Consider the following 1,295-nt stretch of genomic DNA (forward strand, 5'->3'; position numbering starts at 1 on the left):
GCCCCATGTCACCGCCGGCGCCGGTGGCTTCGTCGACATCACGGCGCGGGCGAGGAAGATCGTCTTCTCCGGCTTCTTCAATGCCGGCGCGAAACTCTCGCTGGCCAATGGCGCGATCCGCATCGACCAGGAAGGCAAGGTCAAGAAAGTGGTCGAGGAGGTCGAGCACATTTCCTTCTCCGGCAAGAGAGCCGTCGCGCAGGGACAGGACATCACCTATGTCACCGAGCGCTGCGTCATGAAGCTGACGCCCGACGGCTTGATGGTCACGGAGCTTGCCCCTGGCGTGGACCTCGAACGCGATGTGCTGGCGCAGGCCGAGATCCCGCTCTCCGTCGCCAACGACCTCAAGGTCACGCCTGCGGCGCTCTATCAGGACCGGCCGATCGGCCTGTCGCTCAACGGCGGTGCTTCGCTCGGAGGCGCGCATGGCTGAACTCGTAACTTTCGAGCAGGATGGCGCGATCGGCATCGTCACGCTGCGCCGGCCGGAAAAGTTCAACGCGCTCGACATCCCGATGCTGCGTGCCCTGGAAGCAGCGCTCGACGAGGCGGAGCAGGCCGAGGGCGTCCGCGCCGTTCTCATCCGTGGCGAAGGCAAGGGCTTTTGCGCAGGCGGCGACGTCGAAGCCTGGGGCGCGATGAGCGCCGCCGATTTTCAGGTGCAATGGGTGCGCTATGGCCACCGCGTCTTCGACCGGCTGGCACGGCTCCGGCAACCGACCATCGCGGTTCTGTCCGGCCATGCGCTGGGTGGCGGGCTGGAGCTGGCGGCCGCCTGCGATTTCCGCGTCGCCGAAACGCAGATAAAACTCGGCTTCCCCGAAACCTCTATCGGCGTCGTTCCTGGATGGTCGGGCACGCAACGCGCCGCGCGCCGTTTTGGCGCGCAGATCGTGCGCCGGATGGCGATTGGCGGCGAGATTTTCCTGGCGGCCGACGCGCTGGCGGACGGCATCGTCGACCGGCTGGTCGAAACAGGCAAGGCTTTCGACGAAGCCAGAAGCTGGGCCGAAAAGATCGCCGAGCGCGGCCCGCTGGCGACCGAGGCCGCCAAGCTGATGATCAGCGTTGCCGAGGGCGAGGAAGACGCAGCCGCGACCGAGGCGCTGGCCAGCGGCTTCATTGCGCTGACGAGCGACCTCAAAGCCGGCGTCGGCGCCTTCAAGGCCAGGCAGAAGCCGGCCTTTTCGAGATCCTAGAGAAGATATGATGAACGCACCGCTCAACATTGCCATGCCGGCCGAGGCAGCCCAGGCGCCGACGGCCTACAAGCTCTTGATCGACGGCAAGCA

General features: G+C 66.3%; 1 protein-coding gene and 1 pseudogene. Both read left to right on the forward strand.

Annotation, left to right across the window (positions count from 1 at the left end):
• Nucleotides 1-436, forward strand: a pseudogene (locus EOA28_RS36055) (acyl CoA:acetate/3-ketoacid CoA transferase); the annotation flags it as partial.
• Complete coding sequence (locus EOA28_RS36060; protein ID WP_127253564.1) at nt 429-1,202, forward strand: enoyl-CoA hydratase/isomerase family protein; 774 nt, start codon at nt 429-431, stop codon at nt 1,200-1,202. The pseudogene EOA28_RS36055 and the gene EOA28_RS36060, both read left to right, overlap by 8 nt.
• Nucleotides 1,203-1,295: the final 93 nt, after the last annotated feature.

The sequence above is a fragment of the Mesorhizobium sp. M2A.F.Ca.ET.067.02.1.1 genome (genome assembly GCF_004023285.1).
Classification (GTDB): Bacteria; Pseudomonadota; Alphaproteobacteria; order Rhizobiales; family Rhizobiaceae; genus Mesorhizobium.

Coding starts and splice junctions, on each gene's coding strand:
- EOA28_RS36060 (WP_127253564.1), top strand. CDS start 429: ATGGCTGAACTCGTAACTTTCGAGCAGGATGGCGCGATCGGCATCGTC.